The following is a 20478-nucleotide window of genomic DNA, read 5'->3' as shown; positions in this document are numbered from 1 at the left end:
TCTGTCGGAGAAGCTTTTAGCGAAGCGGTGACGCGATGAGTGCTTCAGCCTTCAGTTCCGAAAAAACCAGACCCTCCAACTCACGGATCAGCTTTTCTTTCATGGCGCGGGCGTAGTCCGGAAACCCGATGGCCGTTTGAACAAAGGCATCCGGCCCCATAATCACGTCAGCGCGAAAGTATGAGGAAAGCTCGGCAATCTCGGCCTGCCTGATATCGCCCATCTGTGGATCATCCACGCCAATGACCAATGCGTTGACCGTGATGTTGCCATCGTCGATCTGCATACGGATATCGCGGGGACGTGGTCCAAGGTTGGACTTGCCATCCCCCGAAATATCGAGGGTCTTTTTCAAGCAGTCGGGCTGCTGGTTCAGAAGCCGGTGCCCCTCCTTAACGGCGACGCCCAATGCCGTAGCCGGTGTCGCTTCGCGCCGCTCTGTGCTGCGCAGCTTCGCGATGACACCGTCCAGCGTGACCTCACTATCAATTTCTGTCCAGGGTACGATGATGGCCTGATCCGCGGCCCCGGACCACTCGAATATCGCCAGACGCACCGGCGCGGCGGGCATCGCCATCAGCCTGTTGCGTACCTCTGCGCTATCAAGTGCCGCCGCTACGCCCCCCATCTGCAAGTGGTATTCCCGCGCATCCACTGACCCCGACACATCCAGCGCCAGCACCAGCGCCTGTCGGCAGTTGGCGGTTGCGGTCCCCGCGCATGCCATCAACACGGCAGCCATGATCCACGCGCGGATCATCCTTTCGGTTCCATCGCAGGGGTACTGCCCATCACGGGCGGCGCGACCTCCCGCTCCAGCTTGCGTCGCATCGCCCGCTCGAAATCTTCAAAACCGTTGGCGACTTCCAAAAAGGCCCCCGGGCCATGCAAGACTTCAGCGCGATAAAAGGCGATCAACCCCAACTCACCTTCAAAGTCGGCGGCGTTGATGGCCAACCCGTTCACCGTGATGCCGTGAAACGGGTAGGCGGCATAGGCGTCACGCGGTCCAAAACCGTCATTGTTCTGACCGTCGCCTGCCATGTCGATGGTTTGACGGTCACAGCGCGGCCCACGTTCCAGCATCCGCTTGCCATACCCCAAGGCATAACCGATGGCGGTGGGGTAGTCTGCATGCTGCCGCTTGGTCGCCGCAATGGTCTCTGCGGCGGTAATCAGGGCGGCTTTGCTGTTGATCAACATCCAGTCCAGCAGCACATCCTGTTGATAGCGGCCTGACCATTCGTAGGCTGCCAGCGCCACAGGTTGGTCCGCGGCGAGAAAAGCAGCTATCACATTGGGTGCGGTCAGCGCCGCCACGATACCACTCCGCTGCAACTGGTCTTCGGTCGCGTCGACAGAGCTGGATACATCCACCGCCAGCAATAGCGCTAAACGGCAGTTTGCGCTTGCGATACCGGGGGCGGCGATAAGCAACGCGAAGAGGACCGCGCGGATCATTGCGCCGGCACCAAAGCGCTCATCACAGCGACCTGCAACTCCCGTTCCAGCTTAAGCCGCATGGCGCGTTCAAAATCCTGAAACCCATTTGCCGTGACCATAAAGGCCCCCGGCCCATGAACCACCTCGTCTGCGAAAAATTGGGTCAAACTGTGTGGTGTCTGAAAATCGGCTGCATTTGTAATCACCAGCGCATTGACGGTGATGCCGTTGAATGTTCCGTAGGCATAGATCTCGCGCGGCCCCGGCCCCTCGTTGTTTTCACCATCACCTGCCATATCGATGGTGCGGGCCAGACAATCCGGCCCCCGCGCCATCATCTGCGCCCCGAACTCCAGTGCATTTCCAATTGCCGTGGGAAAATGCGCATGGCTGCGCTTGCTCAGCCCTATTTGGTCCGCGGCCCCAAGCAATTGGTCAGGGTTGCGCACCATCGTCCAATCCAGAATTACTTCCTGGTTGTAGCGCCCCGACCATTCAAAGGCGGCCAGGGCGACAGGCATATCAATCGCAAAGAATGCCTCTTGGACCGTGGGTGACAGCAAGGCCGCCCGCAAACCGCCGCGTTGCAGCGCATCTTCGGAGGGATCAACCGAGCTTGAAATATCCAAACCAAGCAACAACGCCAGCCGGCAGTCCGCTGCCTCTGCGGGCGGGGCGCAGAACAGGGCCAGCGCTGCGGCGGTTTTGATCACATCACACTCCGAACCCGCGCGGGCGGGTTTACCAATGCCCCGACTTACCAGTGGCCTACGTTTTCCATGCTCTTCCATGGCTCGGCGGGCTCAAGCGCATCGCCTTCCTGCAACAACTCGACCGAGATATTGTCAGGGCTGCGCACGAATGCCATGCGCCCCTCTCGTGGGGGACGGTTGATTGTCACACCGTTGTCCATCAGGAATTGGCAGGTTTCGTAAATGTTTTCAACGGTATAGGCTAGGTGTCCGAAATGCCGGCTGTCGCTGGGCAGTTCATCATCGCCATCCCAGTTGTAGGTGAGCTCCACATCCGCATGCCCATCGTCCATGCCGGGGGGGCAGAGGAAAACCAGTGTGAAACGCCCTTCCTCGTGTTCCATCCGGCGGCGCTCCACCAGCCCGAGCAATTTGTAAAAGGCGATTGACGCGTCGAGGTCTTTAACACGCACCATCGTGTGCAGGTATTTGATTGGCATTGGGGCTCTCCTTTGATGTTCGCTTGGCATCGAACCTAGCATGGCTGGACCGGGATGCCAGCCGTTCGCGGCAGCTTGACCGGTTCAGAACGCAGATTTGATCCCGATGCTCAGGCCAAGCCGGTTCACATCATAAAGACCGACGTTGCTGTCGGTGGCGGAGGCAGAAAGGGTGAGCGTGGGGTTGAACCCGTAATAGTCGATGTCCTTGAAGGTCGCCGTGACATCCGCAAAGATGCGCTTGTCCTGACGCCCCGTTGGGTCATCGCGGCTGAACTCATAGTCCCGAAAACTGATCCCAAGACCGACCTGCAAGGCTGCCCCCATCACCGGCTTTGCCAGCGCGAGGCCGGTGCGTACCAGCACCTCGCCATATTCTACGGTCGCATCATCCGATTGTGCTGCGCTCAGGTAAAGCCCCGCAAACCCGCTGTTGCCCGAGGCAAAACCATGCGTGATGCTGGCCGACAGACCAACCGTGTCGCGGTCCGGTGTGGCCTGGCCCCATTGCCGTTCCAGTTCAGCCCCGAAGCGCAGTTGTTGGCGCACATCCGTGGCCAGCGTCTGTTGGGCCTGTAGCCTCGCGTAGCTTGCGTAACGCGCCCCGCCGTACCAGCTTTGACCGGCCTCGGCATCCAGAGCCAATTCGCCCTTTTTGTCCATGTTGAAGGTCCGGAACCCATAGCCCAGTGACACCGTGCCATAGGCGAAATCCGACCCGCTGACGTCCACATCGCCTAGATCGTCGGTGATGACAAAACTGCGATAGCTTAGCCCGAGTTTCGCGTCATGGGCCGTAGTCGGTGTTTGGTAAAAACGGTACCGCGTGCGCACCGACCCGCCAAATTCTACGCCTGCGATGGCCTGTGCCTCGGTGCCCAGATCAAACTCGATCGGTTCCCCGAATAACAACTCCGAAATCGCGTAGTTCAGCCGCGAGCTGTCCCGCGCAGAGCCGTTGTTGATGTTGGAATTCGGTGCAAGTGTCAGGCTGAGGTCGGTTTTCCACGGATTGCGCTGCTTCACATAGGAAAAATCCTGTCCGGCCCGCGCGCGTAGCATGTCGTTGGGAGCGTTCTGCACGGCCCGCCTGATCCAGAGCTGCGCACGGGTGCGTTTGCCTTCGGTCGACAGGATCTGTGCGGTGATCAACGCGGCTGCATAGCGTTCTTCATCGGTTTCGGACAATCGCCAAGCCGATCGCGCCGCCCCGCGGGCAGGGACAGTATCCCCCATGTCACGCGCCGCGCGTGCAAAGATCAACTGTGCATTCAGATCTGAAGGGTCCCTCGCGATCAATCCGGCAGCATAACGCCGCGCGGTTGCCGCATCGCCGCCGCGCAAGGACGCGACAGCGGCCTGTCGCAGCTCATCCGGGGTTAGTTCGACCGTCTGCGGCACGGCCGCAGTGCCGATCAGAGCACCCAGCGCGGCTGCAGCGATACATCGCACCAGCCTGACGGGCATTACTGATTGGCTTCGCGGTAGATCGTAAACCCGATGGTGTCTCGCACCCCGTCAGCGGAGGGGTCAACGGTCGATTCCGCAACAATTATGCCAACGATCTCTTCGGCATTGTCGCCCGAGATGATGCCGTAATAATTGCCTTCCTCGAACGTCACCGCTTGATCGGAATTGTTGGCAAAACGCGATCCAAGCGTGCCGACGATCTCGCCATTGGGGTCCAGCGCATTCGGACCGATGCGGAACACGATGTTCGGCACCGCCTGAAGCGACGAATTGTTGCCCGCGTTGATCCGCGAAAGAATGTCTTGGGTGATCTCGGTCCCGGTAGTGTCGAAGATCCGGCGGTTAAAGACAAATCCGTCTACCGCGCCCTCGTACTGGCCGGTTTGCTCGTTGAAATCCCCGAAATCCACGGCGATCTGTACGTCGGATGTCGAATACTCCAGCCCGCCGCGGCCGGTATAATCACGCAGGCCCGCGCCTTTCCCGTTATACAGCGCCTGACCGGTCGTGGGCAGGTTCACAGAACCGTTGCGCTCATAGACAAAGCCGCCGAAACCGTAGTTCACATAGGCACCGGAACGGACAATCGCGAATTCGGTCTGGCCGGAGCGGCTCACGCCGTAGATAGCGCGGTGGGTGAACTGGTTAATTCTGGCACCGGTGTCCGTATCGGGATACTGATCGACGGCCTCATAAACTGCATAGGGACCAAGGCTGCCAACAGCCCGACCACGGATGTAGGGAGTGTCATCGCTGCCATCGAACGGCAGGTTGTCGACGAAAAAGGTATCATCGTCGGCGTTGTAGGACACGCTTTCGGCAAATCCGTTGCCCTCTTCCGACAGCGGCTCTTTGCGGAAAATGGTGGCACCGGCTTCCGGTTGCGTCGTGCCGGGCGGCACCTCGCGGTTGCTTTCGATGATCTCGGGATCGGCGACGTCATCGCCTGTTGCATCCTCGCCAAAAGGCGCGGTTCCGCCGCACCCGACCAAAAAGGTGCACAGCATCAGCCCTGCCACATTGAATTTCATCTTCGCCTGCCTATCGCCTGAGTTTGTGCGACAATCCCAACATCAATGCCCCTTTGTCAACGGCCCGCCTGATGTTTCGCACAAATACACGGGCACGGGTGGTCAAAAAACAATACCCCATATCGCTGTTCCTGCGCGGCATCCCGCCAGATATAGTGGCAGGCGAATCCACGTCGCCCGAAGGACCGCGCCAATGCCTCTTAGCCCTGAACAGCAAGCCGAAATCGACGAACAGCGCAGCCAGTCACACCAGACCCTGCGCGCCACCGTGCCGGGGATGGAGGCGCATCTGTACAAAGCCTATGACGTGCTCGACCACGGGTTCATCCGCGTCATCGACTATATGGGCGACGATTCTGCCATCTGTCAGGCCGCCCGCGTGTCTTACGGCAAGGGCACCAAATCGGTGCAGAACGACGAAGGGCTGATCCGCTATCTCATGCGCCACTGGCATTCGACGCCGTTCGAGATGTGCGAGATCAAACTGCACGTCAAACTGCCCGTCTTTGTCGCCCGCCAGTGGATCCGGCACCGCACCGCCAACGTCAACGAATACTCCGCCCGCTATTCGATCCTGGACCGTGAATTCTACATCCCCGCGCCCGATCACCTGAACGCGCAGAGCGTGGTGAACAATCAGGGCAGGGGCGGCCTGCTGGAGGGCGAGGAAGCCGCCCGCGTGCTCGAAATCCTCAAGACCGATTCAAACCGCGCCTATGATCACTACGAACAGATGATCTCAGACGAGGGACAAGACGGCCTCGCCCGCGAACTCGCCCGCATGAACCTGCCCGCGAACATCTATACCCAATGGTACTGGAAAGTGGACCTCCATAACCTGTTTCATTTCCTGCGCCTGCGGGCAGATAAACACGCACAGTATGAAATAAGGGTTTACGCCGACGCGATCTGCAAAGTTGTCGCCGACTGGGTGCCCGCGGCCTACAGCGCTTTCGAGGACTACCGTCTGGGCGGTGCCACGATGTCCGGCAAGGCGCTGGACTGCGTGCGCCGCATGATCGCGGGGGAAGAGGTGACGCAGGAGACCTCTGGAATGAGCAAGGGGGAATGGCGGGAGTTTATGGGGGTAATTGGGTAGTGCCCTCAAATTCTAGACAGAACTTTAAGAGAAAGCTCCTTCCAGACGTGACGAAGCTATTGCAAACCCACGAGGAGCTTAGTCCTCCGGGGAGAGGTCGCAGACACCTAGGACATATTACCAGAAGTGGTGTCTTGAGCCTTTGCAGTGCCTGGGAGCTATATATTGAAGACGTCACAATTGAGTGCGCAAATTTCTTAGTAGACACTGCCGATGTTCCTGACGCTCTTCCTGACCGTGTCAAAGGTCAATTGGTGAAGGCTTCGAAGGCCGACACGCATAACTTTGGTGTTTTAAAGCTTTGTGGTTCTGGCTGGAAGGATGTGTACTTAGAAACTGTGACAGCGCACTGTAACCGGCTTAACACCCCAAAATTTGGCCAAATTTCATCGCTACTTCATGACTGGTTGGGTGTTGCAGAAGCGGACCTCGAAGCCGCTTGGTCGAATCCTCGTGAGAGTCTGAACTCCTTTGTGACGCTTCGAGGTGAGATTGCTCACCGTGGGGCGGACGCAGAATATGTCCGTCGCGATTGTCTGTCCGGTTATGTCGACATGATTGATCAATTTACGATAGATACCGACAATTTCCTTAGATATCACATTTCTTCGATAATGACCGAAAACCGGAGTCCGTGGAATAGAATACCATTGCTCCACCATCAAGCGTAGGGTGGGGCGTGTCCCCACGCGTCCCTGATCTCGATCACATCAAACGCGTGGGTTAAAAACCCACCCTACGCCGCACCGCCGCGAAAAACCCGCGTATGCACGCGCGGTATACGCCCTGTGCACAAGGTGTGACAATTAACGAACCATTCATATCTCCCGTTGACGCCCCCCGTAAAACACCCAAACTCCCCCCATGTTCAACCTCGCCAATCCCCCCGAAGGTTTCACCGAAAACCCTTTCCCGCATTATGACGACCTGCTGCAAAACAGCCCCGTCACGCCCCAGCCTGACGGATCGTTTCTCATCACGAAACACGCCGATCTGAACGCCATCTACCGCGACACGACCCTCTATATCTCCGATAAAAAACAAGCCTTCGCGCCGAAGTTCGGCCCCGGCACGCCGCTGTTTGAGCATCACACGACGAGCCTCGTCTTCAACGACCCGCCGCTGCACACCCGCGTGCGGCGGATCATGACGGGGGCGCTGACGCCGAAAGCGCTGGCGCGGATGGAGCCGGGGTTGATCGACACCGTTGATACGCTGCTTGATGAAATGCCGCAAAGCCCCGATCTGATCGAGGATTTCGCCTCCATCATTCCGATCCAGATCATTGGCAATCTGCTGGATATCCCGATGTCAGAGCGTCATCCCCTGCGCGACTGGTCCCTTGCCATTCTCGGTGCGCTGGAGCCTACGCTAACAGAGGCGCAACTGGCCAAGGGGCAGAGCGCCGTATCGGAGTTCAAGGCTTATTTACAAGACCTTATCGCCCGCCGCCGCGCTGCGCCGGGGGACCCGGATACCGACGTCCTGACCCGCCTTATCGCCGGAGATAAAAGCGGCCAGCTGACCGAAATCGAGCTGATCCAGAATTGCATTTTTATCCTGAATGCGGGGCATGAGACCACGACCAACCTGATCGGGAACGGTCTTGCCCTGTTGTACGACCATCCGGCGCAAAAGCAGCGATTGCTTGATGACGTGAGCCTGATTGATACCGCTGTTGAAGAAGTCTTGCGCCTGCGTTCCCCCAACCAGTTCGGGAACCGCGAGACGACGGCCACCGTCACCATCTGCGGGTATTCTATTCCGCCCCATACCAATTTGCACCTTTGCATTGGTGCGGCCAACCGCGACCCGGACGTGTTTGACGATCCTTCGGTTTTCGATGTGCGGCGGCAGCCTAACCGCCATCTGGCCTTTGCCGGTGGTCCGCATGTCTGCGTTGGGTTGACCCTTGCGCGCATGGAAGGGCGTATCGCCATCGCGCGGTTCCTGCATCGCTACCCGAGCTATGAGCTGTCCACGGATCGCATATCTGGTGGTCGCATCCGCTTTCATGGCTACCAGCAGTTGCCAGCGGCCCTTGGGGCTTAAAAAGGGCTGGACTTGACAGGGCGCTCACGGCAATGTCATGGCAACAAAAATGCGGTAAAAACGAAAAGAAACGAGGGATTTTATGCGTCTGATAACCGGAGCACTGACAGGTCTTGGCCTGATGATGGCCAGCATGTTGCCGACACAGGTCGCGGCAGAAGCCAAGATTTATCCATATCACGCAGCTAACTATTGCCCGGCCGGCCTTCAGCCGATCACCATCTCGGGCGTCATTTGCTGTGGTCAGCCGAACCAGCACATGAGCTATAACCAGATGATGGCGCACCCCGTCGCCAAGAAGAAGGTCCACAAGGTGCGCCGCGTCGTGCGTTCGGCGCGCCCAACGTGTCTGCCTGGCACAAAAGGCTGTTCAAACTACTGAACGCAGATGGTGCACTGAATTACCCAGCAGATGATCTGCTGGGCTGCACCTTAAATGAGCGTCAGGTCCGTGGCCATTTGACGTCCGTCCCGTCCTTCGGAAAGCTCGAACTCAACCTTCTGGTCGTCGGCCAGCCCTGTGAGGCCCGAGCGTTCGACAGCAGAGATATGGACGAAGACGTCATTGCCGCCGCCTTCTGGCGCGATAAACCCGTATCCCTTGGTTGTGTTGAACCATTTTACCGTACCTGTTGGCATGAAAATCTTGCCTCCCTTGCCTTGTAAGATGCCGATTTGCGCACACCCGGGGTGGGTAGGTGCGATCCTGCGGCTCATATTCAAAACATCGGGCAAAACGCGTAAAAATCAAGGAATGGGGTTCTAAAAACTTCTGTATCCCCACAAACGGAGGCGAAATTGATCATTTACGGGCTGAAAAACTGCGACACATGCCGTAAGGCTATCAAGGCATTTCCGGACGCCACTTTCCGTGATGTGCGCAGTGACGGTGTGCCGGATGAGGTGTTACAAGCGGCCTCGGATGCGTTTGGGTCGGCCTTGGTGAACACACGTTCAACCACATGGCGTGGCCTGGACGAAGCCGAGCGCGACACGCCGCAGTTGACCTTGCTCAAGCGTCATCCGAGTCTGATGAAGCGCCCTTTAATTGATGTGGACAACTCTCTTTTCCTAAGCTGGAACATTGATATAGAGCGCGATATTCGCGCGTTGCTTTAGGGCAACTTACGGCGTGGGTTTCGACGGTGCCAAGGCCCGATCAAACGATATGGGGCCTGCGCCTTTGATGATCAGGGTGATCAAGAGAAAGATCCAAAGTGCGCGCTGATCAAGAATGGCCGCATCCGGGAACCGGTCGAACCATTCTCCCAGTGCGTCGGTCGCTCCATGCCCCACGAGATCTGTTACAGACTGCACGACCACGAAACCGATCATGCCCAGGGCGGCCAGCCGCGTCATTATCCCCAACACAATCATTGCAGGCAGCAGAAATTCCGCCCATGTGCCGGCTACCACAACCAGCCGATGGAAGATCGACAATGCATCGGTGTCATATCCGGCGGCTTCCAGCGCGCGCGGGAAAATCTGGGCGTAGGCCCCAACCGAGGGCGTCCAGAGGCCGGCAAACCCTTCCCCTAATTTTGTCAGACCCGAATTCAGGAAATAGATGAGCAGGACCGCAGCAAACAGAAAACGTGCGAGTGTGGGCAATACCCAGTCGGTGCGATTAAGGGCTGCGCCTATGGTGCGGTAGCGGGCTGAAAGTGTTTTCATTTCAATTCCTTGTGGTCGATTTTGGCAAATGCATGTGTGCTCAGGGCGAGGGACAGGCCGACCGCGAGATCAAAGTTAGGGTTTTTATTCAATGCGAAGTCATGGGCTTGTCCAAAAGAGCTGCCATCGGCCAATGCCGTGAGCCACTGGAAGGCCCCTGGGGGCAGGGCATGCGGCGCAGGGTCAAAGCCGGGCCGTGTGATCATAACGTCCTGGGCCAAACTTTGCGGTTTTTGCGCATTGGTCAGATTGTTGAAGGCCCAGATATCATAAAGCGGCCAGTTTGACGCGATGAGCCGGGTCGCAGGTGCAAGGGAAACCCTTGCGTCCATGAGGGCGTCAGGGCTGAGTGTTTGCAACGGTGCCGGATCGAACGCGGCTGTGTCGGCGGCGTGATAGGATTGTCGCAAGGCCAGATCAAGCCGGGCGGCATCGGCGAGATAGCCAATATGGGCGAGTGGTGGGAAGTTGGGCAGAAATCCAGGAAACTCAGTGCCGTAGAACATCATCACTGGAGAGCGCGGCGGGTGTGTGCGGACATATTCGGTGGCGACCGTGCTGAAATTCTGCGCACCGATTAGTTTGTGAATGAGCGGGAACGCCGCTTTCATCGCCTCTATCAGCGAATGTGTCACGTTGTTGCGATAGACGTCATAGCGCTTGCCCGCAGGCGCTGCGGCACCATCCAGCAGGTTTTCGGGTGCGGGTTGGGCCGGATCCAGCAATCCTTGCCGAAAACTCGCTTGGTCGGTCACTTTGTCAGCGCCAACGCAGCGTGGGCAGCTTCGGCCTTTAACACAGACCAATCCGGCACATCGGTATCCCATTCCACCAAAACTGGCATCGGACCGGTCTTGGCTAGGGCCATATCAAGCAGGGTCCATACCGGATCCGTCACCGGCGCTGCGTGGCTGTCGATGAGCAGGGGCGCGCCGTGGTCGTCAGTATCCTCATCGTGGCCGCCCACGTGAAATTCGCCGACGCGGTGCATAGGATAAGAGTCGAGATAGGTCTGAGGGCTGACACTCAGATTTGTGGATGAAACGAATACATTGTTTACATCCAGCAAGAGGCCGCAGTTGGTTCGGTGGGTAACCTCGTCTAAAAAGTCGGTTTCTGACAAGGTGCTTTCTGCAAATACAAGATAACTCGATGGGTTTTCCAGGATCATTTGACGGCCCAGCACATCCTGCACCTGATTGATATGATCGCAGACGCGGTCCAGCGTTGCCTCGGTATAGGGAAGGGGCAGCAGATCGTTCATGAACTCGGCCCCATGTGTGGACCATGCGAGGTGTTCAGAAAAGCTGGCGGGTTTGATCCAATCACAAAGGCGTTTCAGGCGGGCAAGGTGGTCCAGGTCCAGCGGGGTTTCACCGCCGATGGAAAGGCCGACGCCGTGAACGGATATGGCGAAGCGTTCAGAAAGCGCCGCTAGCTGTGCCAAGGGCCGCCCCCCGTCACCCATATAGTTCTCTGCATGGACCTCAATCCACTCAACGGAACCGGGGTCGGCCATTAGATCGTTGAAATGCTGAGGCTTGTAGCCAACACCGGGGGTATTTGGCAGGCGGTCAAGGCGCGGCGGCGTATCGAGCATGAAGCGCTTCCTGTTCCATTCGGGACGTGGGCCGGGCGCATGCGAAGGCACGCACCCGACATTTCTGGTTTAGGCAGGCAAGTCGCGGTCCTGTGGTTCAAGGGAGCCTCTGCGGTCGGTGCCATCCGCCATCTGCGGCAGATCGATCTCTTCGCAGGTGCCGGCATCAACCAATGTCCAGGCGTTGCCTTGATAGTCGGTCACAGATGTGCCTGCACATGTGGTGCCCGGACCCGCTGCGCAATCATTTTCGCCAGCCAGAGACACGCCATAGCATTTCTCTTTGGCTGCAGCTTCTGCGGTTGTGGTCTGTGCGGACAGGGCCGCTGCGACGGCACCGGCGATGGCAACTGATTTCATAGCATGAGACATTGGGGTCCTCCTAAGTATGTTTTGTATGTTGGTGCGACATTTAGACCATTTCCGGCAATTGAGCGCCATTCACGAGCCGGTGTGTCACGATCCTGTCAGAAAATCGGGTTGGAACAGCATATCTGCCGCCAATTTCTGAAGCAATGGGCCTGAAATATTTCAGGCGCAGCAGGGATGTCCCCGCCGCGCCTGTCGTTCCTCGCCAATTGTTACACTCAATTCGCGATTGTCATTCGGTCAGCGTAGATCTGGCGGTGTGGCTTCTGTACCGAGCGAGGCGGTAACCTCTGCCAAGGCTTCCACGCTGGTTTGTTTCTGGCCTAAACGGCGCACTGAAACTGTCTTTTCCTCAACCTCGCGCGCACCGACAGCCAGAATGACGGGCACTTTGCCGACCGAATGCTCGCGCACCTTATAGTTGATCTTTTCGTTGCGCATGTCCGCTTCGGCACGCACGCCTGCGGCTTTCAAAGTATTTACCACTTCCATCACATAGTCGTCGGCCTCTGAGGTGATGGAGGCGACAACAACCTGACGTGGAGCGAGCCAGAAAGGTAGTTTGCCCGCGTGTTCTTCGATCAGGATCCCGATAAACCGCTCGAACGATCCGAGGGTCGCGCGGTGCAGCATGACAGGGCGATGTTTCGCGCCGTCCGCACCGATGTAGCTGGCGTCGAGCCGTTCTGGCAGGACAAAGTCCACCTGATGGGTGCCGCACTGCCAATCGCGACCGATGGCGTCGGTCAGCACGAATTCCAGCTTCGGGCCATAGAATGCGCCTTCACCGGGATTCAATTCAGGCTCGATCCCGGCTTTACGGGTGGCGGACAGGAGAGCCTCTTCGGCTTTGTCCCAAACCTCATCGGACCCGGCGCGGGTGTCGGGGCGATCGGAGAACTTCACTTTGAAATTTTCGAACCCGAGGTCTTTGTAGATGCTTGAGAGGAATTCGATGTAGATGAGGGTCTCTTCCTCGATCTGGTCTTCGCGACAGAAAATGTGACCATCGTCCTGGGTGAACCCGCGCACGCGCATGATGCCATGCAAGGCACCGGAGGGTTCATAGCGGTTGCACGAGCCGAACTCGGCCATGCGCAGGGGTAGGTCGCGATAGGACTTTAGACCCTGGTTGAAGATCTGAACGTGACAAGGACAGTTCATCGGCTTGAGCGCGTTCACGGCCTTCTCGCGGGCGTGATCTTCGTCGACTTCGACGATGAACATATGTTCCTGGTATTTTTCCCAATGGCCGGAGGCCTCCCACAGCTTGCGGTCCACGACCTGCGGTGTGTTCACTTCGACATAGCCGCCTGCGCGCTGTTTGCGGCGCATATAGTCTTGCAGTTGGGTGTAGATCATCCAGCCGTTGGCGTGCCAGAAAATCTGGCCGGGTGCTTCTTCCTGCATGTGGAACAGGTCCATTTCGCGGCCCAGCTTGCGGTGGTCGCGTTTGGCGGCTTCCTCCAGCATATTCAGATGCGCTTTGAGCTTTTCCTTGCCGGTGAATGCCACGCCGTAGATGCGTTGCAGCATGGCGCGGTCGGAATCGCCACGCCAATAGGCGCCAGCGATGGACATCAGCTTGAAGGCATCGCCGGGCACTTGCCCGGTATGCTGCAGGTGCGGACCCCGGCACAGGTCCTGCCAGTCGCCATGCCAGTACATCCGCAGCGGCTCGTCGCCTGGAATGGCGTCGATCAGCTCAACCTTGTAAGGCTCGCCATTGTCCTCGTAATGCTTGATCGCGCGTGCACGGTCCCAGACTTCGGTGCGGACGGGATCGCGCTTGTTGATGATCTCTTTCATCTTCTTTTCGATAAGACCGAGGTCTTCGGGGGTGAACGGCTCTGCCCGGTCAAAGTCGTAGTACCAGCCGTCCTTGATCACCGGGCCGATGGTGACCTTGGTGTCGGGCCAGATTTCCTGCACGGCGCGGGCCATGATGTGGGCTAGATCGTGGCGCACCAGCTCATTTGCTTGCTCTTCGTCGGCCATGGTGTGGATCGCGATGTCTGAATCCGCTTCAATCGGCCAGGCCAGATCGTAGTGCGCACCGTTCACGGTGGCGCTGATCGCCTTTTTGCCAAGTGATTTGGAGATATCGGCAGCCACTTCGCCCGCAGTGATACCTGCGTCGTAGGATCGTGCATTGCCATCGGGAAGGGTGAGAGAGATTTGAGCCATCAAAGGGCCTCCTCGTCAGTTTGGCGCCCACGAGACGCCCGGTTGCGGGTTATGTGTGTCGCTTTTGGCGGGGCTTTTGCGGCGCGTCAAGGGTGGGGCCCAGGCATTCAGCGGGCTGTTGGCATTTTGTCCTCGAATGGCACGGGTGTGAACCAGGCCGAGAGTGTGAGGTGAGCCAGCGCCAGCACCGCAGTCAGACCCGCGAAAAGGCCGAGCGCGTTCAGCCCGAACTGCGCCAGCACCAGCCCGCCAAAAGCAGAGCCAACCGCCGCACCCACATAGATCGCTGCGGCATTCAGGGCCAGCACCACCGGCGCATTCGGACCAGCAAAGGTGATCAGCCGCATTTGCTGGCCTGCCATAAACGACCAGCCGCAGACTGCCCAGACCACCGATAGGACCGCCAAGAGCGGTTCGCTAACGGGCAAGAGCGAATACATCGGCATCAGGATGATCTGGCTCAGGCACAATCCTGTCAGCGTGCGCCGCCAGCCAAAGCGGTCGGCGAGGTATCCGCCCATGATATTGCCGCCGACCGCGCCCAACCCGAACATGATCAGGGTGAATGTGATCCCGTCGCGGCCAAATCCCATGCTTTGGCTCAGCAGCGGCGCCATATAGGTATAGAGCACATACATGGATCCTAGAAAGGTACCAGTAAAGGTCACGGCCAACATGCTACGGCCATCGCGCAGGGTGCGGCCCAGATCGCTCAGCTGAACAGGTTGAAAGGTCAGGCCCGCAGGTACCCGCGTCCAGATCAGCCAAATGCAGGGAAACCCAAATGCGACAACCACGGCAAAGGCCCAGCGCCAGCCCAGCGAATACGCAATGTAGCTACCCGCTGGCACGCCTGCCACCTGCGCGATTGTCAGGCCAAAAAATACCGCGGCCAGCACACGGGCGCGTTGTTCCGGCGGGTAAAGTGCTGCGGCAACGGCGGCAGCAATCGGAGTAAATAGCCCCGCACCAGCGGCGGCGATGATCCGGCTGAGTGCCAGTAGTCCAAAACCGGGGGCGACGGCGGCGAGGGCAGCGGCAAGGGTAAAGAGCACGAAGGCCGCAGCCATCACACGCCTGCGTCCGGTACGACCGGTCATCGCCACCAATAGCGGCGACAGGATCGCATAGGCGACTGCGTAGATCGTCATCAACTGGCCCGCCTGCGCAGGCGACCGTCCCAGATCCGCGCCCAGAGGCTCCAACAGCCCGATGATCACGAACGCGCCCATGCCAATGACAAAATTGCAGGCGGAGAGGACGGGGATCAGAAAGGAATATGGCTGGGTGGGCTTCATTAAACAGGTTTAGCAGAGGGAAAGACCTGGGCAACAGACTGGCGGGCGGCGCAAGCTGAACTATCTCCGGTTTCCTTACGTAACGAAAGGCCATCCGCTATGAGCACCCCTGATCCCACCGCCGCCCAACAGGCCTTTGAGACGATTTCCGGCGCGGATGAGCTGCCTGGTGCCGCGCAATCGCGCAACGGATTGCGTCACATTGTGTCCTTGTCGATGACGAAAGTCGCCGATGGTTTGATTGACCCGAAACTGGTGCTGGCTTGGCTGTTGACGGTGCTTGGTGCGCCCGCGGTCTATGCCGGTGCCTTGGTTCCCATCCGCGAGGCCGGCGCGTTGTTGCCACAGATGCCACTGGCATCGGTGGTTCGTGCGCGGTCCGTTCGCAAATGGGTCTGGGTGCTGGGCAGCGCCGGGCAGGGAGCAGCAGCCGCGCTGATTGTACTGGCGGCGCTGACGCTACAGGGGGCGGCAGCGGGGCTGGCGATCTGTGGTGCGCTCGGACTGCTGGCGCTTTGCCGCGCGGCCTGTTCGGTGTCCTACAAGGATATTTTGGGCAAGACGGTGCCAAAGTCCCAAAGGGGCGCTGTCACTGGGTTGGCCGGGTCGGCTTCAGCCATCGGCGTGGTGGTTTTTGCGCTTTTGTTGATCTCGGGCTTGGCGCAAAGCCGTGGTGTGATCATTGCGGCCATCGCACTGGCGGCAGCCCTATGGGGCCTCGCGGCGCTCTTGTTCTCGCGCATCGAAGAAAAGCCGAGCAAAGAGAGCGACGCCCCTGGCGTGGGCTTTGCCTTGCTCAAGGATGCACCCGCGCTGCGCCGTTTCATCATCGTGCGCGGCTTGCTCGTCTCGACCGCGCTGGCACCGCCCTATCTGGTCGTTTTGGGACAGGGCGACAGTGGCACATTGGACCAATTGGGCGCTCTGGTGCTGGCCTCAGCGGTGGCGTCATTCCTCAGCTCTTACATCTGGGGGCGGTTCTCGGATCAATCGAGCAAGACGGTCCTGATGCTGACAGGCATCCTGGGCGCGATTGCAATGGTGACCGCTGTGGCGCTCTGGGCTGCGGGACTGGCGGCAGAGGTTTGGGCCATGCCCTCAGTGCTCTTTGTTCTCATGATCGCCTATCACGGGGTGCGGCAAGCACGCTCGACGTATTTGGTGGATCTTGCCCCCGAAGACCAACGCGCCGCCTATGCGGCTGTCAGCAACACCGTCATCGGCACGCTCTTGCTGGTGGCCGGCATCATCGGCGGTGGTGCCGCGTTGGTCGGGGCTCAGGCGACGCTTGTGGTCTTTGCGGTGATGGCCATTGCAGCGGCTGTGGTGGCCTATGGCCTGCCAGAGGTGGAAAGCGGTTTCTAACCGCTCCGCATCGGGTATGCTCATGTATACGTTGACTGCGACGGGTAAGCCGCTAAATACGACACATGCAACGCCTGCCAAGGGCGATTCCATCAAGGGGACCACCATGTCGAGCTATAACCGCACGTTCAATCTCTCCGTTAATGATGTTGATCTGATCGAAGAAGCGCTGCGGGCGCGGGGTCGTGAGCTATGCCGGATGCGCCGCGCGTTGAGCGATGGCAACCCCGCCGACATGGAATCGATCCGCGTGATCGAGGAAGACCAGCGCAGCGGTGAGGAACTGCTGGGCCGGCTGCATGACCAGAAAATTTTCTACCGTCCAAAAACAAGCGTTTACGTCGGTGGCTGAGCATTCACGGTTCTAGTACAGACATCAGAACTGCCCTAAGCGGATACTTTCGCAAAATCCCGAGTTGTGTCGCAAGGCACAGACGCGCATGATTGCCCGAAATGCCGGAGCGATCATGTCTGACTCACAAACCATCGAAACACCACAGGGCCGCACGCTGGCCTATCATCTGACCGAAGGACGCGGGCCCTGCGTGGTTTTCCTGGGCGGGCTAAAATCCGACATGGAAGGCACCAAAGCGCTTTTTCTAGAAGATTGGGCGCGCAAGGAAGGCCGTGCCTTTCTGCGGTTTGACTACTCTGGCCATGGGCAATCATCTGGTACGTTCGAGCAAGGCTGCATCGGTGACTGGGCCGAGGATACCGCGGCTGCGGTCGCATCCCTGACCAGCGGACCGATTGTGCCTGTCGGCTCTTCCATGGGCGGCTGGCAGGCGCTTTTGTTGGCCCGCGCACAGCCCGACATTATCGCAGGGCTGGTCACAATCGCTGCCGCACCGGATTTCACCGAAGACGGCTGGTGGGCCGGGTTTACAGGCGACCAGAAGCGCGAGCTGAAGGACGAAGGGCAGGTCGCTTTGCCCTCCGATTATATGGAACCCTATATCGTGACCCAGCGCATGATCGAAGACGGGCGTAACCAGCTCGTTCTGCGCACGCCACTGGATCTGCCTTTTCCAGTGCGGTTCTTGCAAGGCACAGCAGATACCGCCGTAAGTGTCGCCACGGCCGTACAGTTGCTGGACCATGCCACCGGGCCGGACATGCAGTTGAAGCTGGTGAAAGATGCCGATCACCGGTTCTCGGACGGTCCATGTTTGGGGCTGATTGTTGATGCGCTGGATGAAGTTTTGGCGATAAGTGATTGAGAGGTATTAGGAACCTAATGGATCAACGTATTTCTCTGATTACCCTTGGCGTCCGCGATGCAACGGCACAGGCAGCTTTTTACGATGCCCTTGGCTGGCAACGGGTCGACACGCAGGATGGGGTCGTTGCCTACGATTTGATCGGACAGACGTTGGGTTTGTATCCGCTCGACAAACTGGCAGAGGACATCGGTGTCGCGATCGAAACACTGGGCCGGGGTGCCGCGACGCTTGGATATAACGTGCGCGACAAGGTCGATGTTGGTGCAGTCTTGGAGCTCGCGCAGGCGGCGGGGGGCAAAATCCTAAAGCCCGCGACGGATGTGTTTTGGGGCGGGCATCATGGATATTTCGCCGATCCCGAAGGTCACATTTGGGAGGTGGCACATAACCCCTTTGCGGCCTTGGCCGAAGATGGCGCGTTTCGCTGGAACGGCTTTGGCTGATGCGCAAACCTGCCAGTACGTGGAGCCTTGAGACATTCGGCAGGCAGCGGCTCTCGCAGCATTTCTTTATGCGCGACTTTATGTATTCAGAGATTACCGGTTTTCACGGAGTGCCCAATCTGCCGGAGAACCCCGATTTGGCGTTAGAGAATGGGCGCGCCTTTTGCGCAGCGCTGATGGACCCGCTGGAGGAAACCTTTGGCCGGATTGCTGTACGCTCCGGCTACCGCTCGCCGGCGCTGAACCGGTACGGGAATGAGAATAAACTGAACTGCGCACACAACGATCATCCGCTGGAATGTCACATCTGGGACAGGGGTGGAGGGGATCAGGCCATCGCCGGGGCCTCGGTTGTCGTGCCATGGTTTGCCGACCAATACGGGCAGGGCCGCGACTGGCGTGATCTGGCCTGGTGGGTGCATGATCATCTGCCCTATTCCGAAATGTGGTTCTTTCCAAAACTCGCGGCCTTCAATCTGGTCTGGCGGCCCGAACCCTGGCGGACAATCTCGAGTTATGTGGCCCCGCGCGGGATGCTTTTGCGGCGTGGTGAAAGCCCGGATGAACCCCGCGCCGCGCGACAGGCCAGATATGCTGACTTCCCGCCGCTTAGGGGGTTGAGACCGCCGGTTTCCGTGGCGTATGCTGCCGCAACCTCGGGCGGCGACGGGTCCTGAAACCCTAGATGCGGGAAAATCTTGATGCGATTTCATAAGGGTGTGCTTTGATGGCCGAACCTTTGGTTCTGTTGCCGGGCATGATGTGCGACGCGCGGGTGTTTGGCCCGCAAATCGCGGAGCTTTCCGCAGATATGGCTGTGATGGTCGCGCCGGTCACCCAAGGCGAGCGGATCGAGGAAATCGCATCGGGGTTGCTTGATCTGCTGCCTAAACGCTTTGCGCTGGCGGGGCTGAGCATGGGCGGCATTGTCGCGATGGAGTTGCTGCGCCGTGCGCCTGACAGGATCACCCGTATCGCCCTGATGGACACCAACCCACTGGCCGAAACGCCGGTGATTGCCGCCAACCGTGAGCCGCAGATCGTCAAGGTCCGCTCAGGCAGGCTGCTTGAGGTGGTCCGCGATGAGATGAAGCCCGACTACCTTGCCCCCGGACCGCATCGGGGCGCGGTGATGGAATTGGTCATGGACATGGCCGAGACACTTGGCCCCGAGGTCTTCATCCGCCAGTCCCGTGCTTTACAGCGCCGCCGCGACCAACAGGCGATTTTGCGCAAATGCCGCACGCCCGCGCTGGTCCTGTGCGGTGAGCATGATCAGCTATGCCCGGTCAAGCGCCATACGTTCATGGCAGAGCTTATCCCTTATGCCGAACTCGTGGTGCTGGAACACGCAGGTCATTTGCCGACACTGGAACAACCGGCCGAGACGACGGCGGCGTTGCGAAACTGGATGAAGCAGCCGTTGGTGTTGCAGTAGGGTAGGCTGTCAGAAGGCTTTGATCAGGGCACGGCGTTCCGCAGCAGTAACAACTTTCACCGGCTTGACCGGCTTTCGCGTTGCTTTGTCGAATAGGGGCGATTTGGCCCAGCTTCCGGTTAAACGACTGCGCGCGATGCGTTTGAACATGCGCCAGACGATCAAACGCAGACCACGGTGTGTTTGTTTGCCGTCGTCTGCAGTAATAAAGCCTGTGCCCAGCACGGGGCCAAGCGCCTCTGTATCAGCCAGGCAGGTGGTGCGAATGCCAACAAACCCCATCTTGGGATTGCGCATCGTATTGAACATTGGCGTGCCACAACAGCTTGCATACCACCGCAGCAGGTTGGTTTCACCGAACGAGAATACCGACAGATGGTCGTGACCGCCGTCGATCCGCAGGGCATCGGCGCTGGTTTGGAATATCCCGACAGGGTCGGGGGCCGGATCGGGCTGGCCTACAAAGACTTCGGCAGCGCGGCAAGAGGAGCAGTAACATTCCGCATGGGTGCCGGTATCTGGATCGGCGACCAACAAGACACCCCTAAGCTTGCCACATGAGCAGGTCAGAGGGATATCTTGCGGCATCGCTAC

The 20478-nt window shown here is 58.8% G+C and carries 25 protein-coding genes; 11 read left to right on the top strand and 14 right to left on the bottom strand.

The features are described from left to right. Positions 1 to 16 precede the first annotated feature (16 nt). From Z945_RS0118335 to Z945_RS0118310, 6 genes are all read right to left on the bottom strand, one after another. Positions 17 to 760, bottom strand: a complete 744-nt coding sequence (locus tag Z945_RS0118335; RefSeq protein WP_025053550.1) for a DUF1194 domain-containing protein — start codon at positions 758 to 760, stop codon at positions 17 to 19. Next, a complete protein-coding gene (locus tag Z945_RS0118330) occupies positions 757 to 1461 on the bottom strand; it encodes a DUF1194 domain-containing protein (protein WP_025053549.1) in 705 nt (234 codons plus the stop codon). Before Z945_RS0118330 ends, Z945_RS0118335 begins: the two co-directional genes overlap by 4 nt. Further along, entirely contained in the window at positions 1458 to 2156 is a 699-nt protein-coding gene (locus Z945_RS0118325; protein ID WP_025053548.1) for a DUF1194 domain-containing protein, read from the bottom strand. Before Z945_RS0118325 ends, Z945_RS0118330 begins: the two co-directional genes overlap by 4 nt. A gap of 44 nt (positions 2157 to 2200) precedes the next feature. Then, positions 2201 to 2635 carry a VOC family protein gene (locus Z945_RS0118320; protein ID WP_025053547.1) on the bottom strand — a complete coding sequence of 145 codons (435 nt, stop codon included), beginning with the start codon at positions 2633 to 2635 and terminating at the stop codon, positions 2201 to 2203. Positions 2636 to 2719: 84 nt separating this feature from the next. Beyond that, on the bottom strand, positions 2720 to 4102 hold the full coding sequence (locus Z945_RS0118315) for a surface lipoprotein assembly modifier (protein ID WP_025053546.1): 1383 nt from the start codon (positions 4100 to 4102) through the stop codon (positions 2720 to 2722). Next, a complete protein-coding gene (locus tag Z945_RS0118310; RefSeq protein WP_025053545.1) occupies positions 4102 to 5136 on the bottom strand; it encodes a hypothetical protein in 1035 nt (344 codons plus the stop codon). Before Z945_RS0118310 ends, Z945_RS0118315 begins: the two co-directional genes overlap by 1 nt. A 193-nt stretch (positions 5137 to 5329) precedes the next feature. Here Z945_RS0118310 and thyX point away from each other — a divergent pair, with 193 nt between their 5' ends. From thyX to Z945_RS0118295, 4 genes are all read left to right on the top strand, one after another. Then, positions 5330 to 6235 carry an FAD-dependent thymidylate synthase gene (gene thyX / locus Z945_RS0118305; RefSeq protein WP_025053544.1) on the top strand — a complete coding sequence of 302 codons (906 nt, stop codon included), beginning with the start codon at positions 5330 to 5332 and terminating at the stop codon, positions 6233 to 6235. Next, a complete protein-coding gene (locus tag Z945_RS21045) occupies positions 6205 to 6906 on the top strand; it encodes a HEPN domain-containing protein (protein ID WP_161634102.1) in 702 nt (233 codons plus the stop codon). The genes thyX and Z945_RS21045 overlap by 31 nt, the downstream gene beginning before the upstream one ends. Positions 6907 to 7099: 193 nt before the next feature. Continuing rightward, positions 7100 to 8287 (top strand): cytochrome P450, encoded by a 1188-nt coding sequence (locus Z945_RS0118300; protein WP_025053543.1) that lies wholly within the window; start codon positions 7100 to 7102, stop codon positions 8285 to 8287. 82 nt (positions 8288 to 8369) lie between these two features. Further along, a complete protein-coding gene (locus Z945_RS0118295; RefSeq protein ID WP_037971158.1) occupies positions 8370 to 8669 on the top strand; it encodes a hypothetical protein in 300 nt (99 codons plus the stop codon). Between the two features lie 50 nt (positions 8670 to 8719). Here the strand turns inward: Z945_RS0118295 and Z945_RS0118290 are convergent, their stop codons facing one another. Further along, positions 8720 to 8926 carry a cold-shock protein gene (locus Z945_RS0118290; protein WP_025053541.1) on the bottom strand — a complete coding sequence of 69 codons (207 nt, stop codon included), beginning with the start codon at positions 8924 to 8926 and terminating at the stop codon, positions 8720 to 8722. Between the two features lie 159 nt (positions 8927 to 9085). Between Z945_RS0118290 and Z945_RS0118285 the strand changes: the two genes are divergently transcribed. Continuing rightward, on the top strand, positions 9086 to 9406 hold the full coding sequence (locus tag Z945_RS0118285; RefSeq protein ID WP_025053540.1) for an ArsC/Spx/MgsR family protein: 321 nt from the start codon (positions 9086 to 9088) through the stop codon (positions 9404 to 9406). Between the two features lie 6 nt (positions 9407 to 9412). On the opposite strand, the gene Z945_RS0118280 is transcribed toward Z945_RS0118285, so the two are convergent. The 6 genes from Z945_RS0118280 to Z945_RS0118255 all read right to left on the bottom strand — a co-directional run bounded on the left by Z945_RS0118280 (position 9413) and on the right by Z945_RS0118255 (position 15415). Further along, the gene (locus tag Z945_RS0118280) at positions 9413 to 9961 is read right to left on the bottom strand and encodes a DoxX family protein (protein WP_025053539.1); all 549 of its coding nucleotides are present in this window, start codon (positions 9959 to 9961) and stop codon (positions 9413 to 9415) included. Next, a complete protein-coding gene (locus Z945_RS0118275; protein ID WP_025053538.1) occupies positions 9958 to 10716 on the bottom strand; it encodes an HvfC/BufC N-terminal domain-containing protein in 759 nt (252 codons plus the stop codon). The genes Z945_RS0118280 and Z945_RS0118275 overlap by 4 nt, the downstream gene beginning before the upstream one ends. Beyond that, on the bottom strand, positions 10713 to 11561 hold the full coding sequence (bufB, locus tag Z945_RS0118270; protein WP_025053537.1) for an MNIO family bufferin maturase: 849 nt from the start codon (positions 11559 to 11561) through the stop codon (positions 10713 to 10715). The genes Z945_RS0118275 and bufB overlap by 4 nt, the downstream gene beginning before the upstream one ends. Before the next feature lie 69 nt (positions 11562 to 11630). Then, positions 11631 to 11933, bottom strand: coding sequence for a BufA1 family periplasmic bufferin-type metallophore (locus Z945_RS0118265; RefSeq protein WP_025053536.1), 303 nt, complete (start codon positions 11931 to 11933; stop codon positions 11631 to 11633). Between the two features lie 237 nt (positions 11934 to 12170). Beyond that, positions 12171 to 14117 carry a threonine--tRNA ligase gene (thrS, locus tag Z945_RS0118260; RefSeq protein ID WP_025053535.1) on the bottom strand — a complete coding sequence of 649 codons (1947 nt, stop codon included), beginning with the start codon at positions 14115 to 14117 and terminating at the stop codon, positions 12171 to 12173. A 107-nt stretch (positions 14118 to 14224) separates the two neighbouring features. Continuing rightward, entirely contained in the window at positions 14225 to 15415 is a 1191-nt protein-coding gene (locus Z945_RS0118255) for an MFS transporter (protein WP_025053534.1), read from the bottom strand. Between the two features lie 99 nt (positions 15416 to 15514). On the opposite strand from Z945_RS0118255, the gene Z945_RS0118250 reads away from it, so the two are divergent. The 6 genes from Z945_RS0118250 to Z945_RS0118225 all read left to right on the top strand — a co-directional run bounded on the left by Z945_RS0118250 (position 15515) and on the right by Z945_RS0118225 (position 19884). After that, complete coding sequence (locus tag Z945_RS0118250; protein ID WP_025053533.1) at positions 15515 to 16780, top strand: MFS transporter; 1266 nt, start codon at positions 15515 to 15517, stop codon at positions 16778 to 16780. Between the two features lie 22 nt (positions 16781 to 16802). Then, positions 16803 to 17132 (top strand): hypothetical protein, encoded by a 330-nt coding sequence (locus tag Z945_RS0118245; protein WP_241434529.1) that lies wholly within the window; start codon positions 16803 to 16805, stop codon positions 17130 to 17132. 115 nt (positions 17133 to 17247) lie between these two features. Beyond that, a complete protein-coding gene (locus Z945_RS0118240; protein WP_025053531.1) occupies positions 17248 to 18000 on the top strand; it encodes an alpha/beta hydrolase in 753 nt (250 codons plus the stop codon). Positions 18001 to 18017: 17 nt separating this feature from the next. After that, entirely contained in the window at positions 18018 to 18446 is a 429-nt protein-coding gene (locus tag Z945_RS0118235) for a VOC family protein (RefSeq protein ID WP_025053530.1), read from the top strand. After that, positions 18446 to 19123 carry a hypothetical protein gene (locus tag Z945_RS0118230; RefSeq protein WP_025053529.1) on the top strand — a complete coding sequence of 226 codons (678 nt, stop codon included), beginning with the start codon at positions 18446 to 18448 and terminating at the stop codon, positions 19121 to 19123. The genes Z945_RS0118235 and Z945_RS0118230 overlap by 1 nt, the downstream gene beginning before the upstream one ends. Before the next feature lie 50 nt (positions 19124 to 19173). Then, a complete protein-coding gene (locus Z945_RS0118225) occupies positions 19174 to 19884 on the top strand; it encodes an alpha/beta fold hydrolase (RefSeq protein ID WP_025053528.1) in 711 nt (236 codons plus the stop codon). 9 nt (positions 19885 to 19893) lie between these two features. Here Z945_RS0118225 and Z945_RS0118220 read toward each other — a convergent pair whose 3' ends face one another. Beyond that, on the bottom strand, positions 19894 to 20472 hold the full coding sequence (locus tag Z945_RS0118220) for a DUF6151 family protein (protein ID WP_025053527.1): 579 nt from the start codon (positions 20470 to 20472) through the stop codon (positions 19894 to 19896). Between the last annotated feature and the right edge of the window lie 6 nt (positions 20473 to 20478).

The organism is Sulfitobacter noctilucae (genome assembly GCF_000622365.1).
Taxonomy (GTDB): Bacteria; Pseudomonadota; Alphaproteobacteria; order Rhodobacterales; family Rhodobacteraceae; genus Sulfitobacter; species Sulfitobacter noctilucae.
Note: the sequence above shows the minus strand (reverse complement) of the source record. Positions and strands in the feature narration are given on the sequence as shown.